The sequence below is a fragment of the Mesorhizobium sp. M0208 genome (genome assembly GCF_040322015.1).
In the GTDB taxonomy this organism is placed as follows: Bacteria; Pseudomonadota; Alphaproteobacteria; order Rhizobiales; family Rhizobiaceae; genus Mesorhizobium.
In genome coordinates, this window is sequence record NZ_JAMYSP010000114.1 from 1 (window position 1) to 1,124 (window position 1,124).

Below are 1,124 nucleotides of genomic sequence, written 5' to 3' on the forward strand. Positions count from 1 at the left end.
GGAGACTTCGGCATGAAAGCAAAGAGACGGTTTTTCGAGGAGCCCCTAATTCAGGCAGACCCCGAACTAGCACGTTTAATCTCAGCAGACGAGTCGAGGCAGCGAAGCCAAGTAGAATTGATCGCCCCGAAGAACTACATGAGTAACGCGGCCCGCGAAGCGATGGCATCGATGGTGGTATTCACCACCGTTGAGGGCTATCCAGGGAGACGGTATCACGCTGGTGTCGAAAACGTCGATGCCATTGAACGCCTCGCCATAGAGCGAGCCAAAGCGATGTTCGGTGCAGGACACGCAAATGTGCAGCCCCATTCTGGTAGCCAAGCTAACCAGGCAGTGTACTTTGCTTTACTCACGCCCGGAGACACAGTGTTGAGTATGGATCTTTCCTCAGGGGGGCACTTGAGCCACGGGTTCAAGTCCAACTTGTCCGGTCGCTGGTTCAAAACGATATCATACGGGACAACACCAGAGGGGTTCATCGACTACGATACGATGGAACAGCTCGCTCGCGAGCATCGTCCCAAGCTCATTATTGTAGGCGGCTCATCCTATCCTCGTGCTATCGATTTTCCTAGGGTATCAAAAATCGCTGCGGAGGTTGGCGCAGTCACACTCGCCGATGTATCCCACTTTTCCGGATTGATTGCTGCAAAAGAGTATCCGAGCCCATTTCCTTACATGGACCTGGTAACCACAACGACGAACAAAAATCTACGCGGGCCGAGGGGAGGCCTGATAATGTCTCGCGACGCGGCTTTAGGTAAAAAAATCGATTCAGCGGTATTCCCTGGCATTCAAGGCGGGCCGCTGCCCGACGTTATTGCCGCCAAGGCCGTCTGTTTCGGTGAGGCCCTTAAGCCCGAGTTTACCGAATACGCTAGACGGGTACTGAGCTGCGCGCGAACTCTGGCGAGCGGCTTGAGCGCACGTGGGTTCAAAATCGTCACAGGGGGGACAGATACGCCATTCACGATGGTTGACCTCAGAACGCGTGGGCTGACAGGCGATGCCGCGCAGAAGGCATTGGAAGCTCATGGCGTGACAACGAACCGCAATCTCGTGCCGCAAGACAGCCAATCACCGAATGTCACCTCGGGGCTCCGGATGGGAACGTCCGCAAT

1 protein-coding gene is annotated in these 1,124 nt (G+C 55.2%); it reads left to right on the plus strand.

Annotation, left to right across the window (positions count from 1 at the left end; all coding sequences use genetic code 11):
* Positions 1-12: 12 nt before the first annotated feature.
* Positions 13-1,124: serine hydroxymethyltransferase (gene glyA, locus NKJ17_RS33865; protein ID WP_352692052.1), on the plus strand; the 1,112-nt coding region annotated here is incomplete at its 3' end.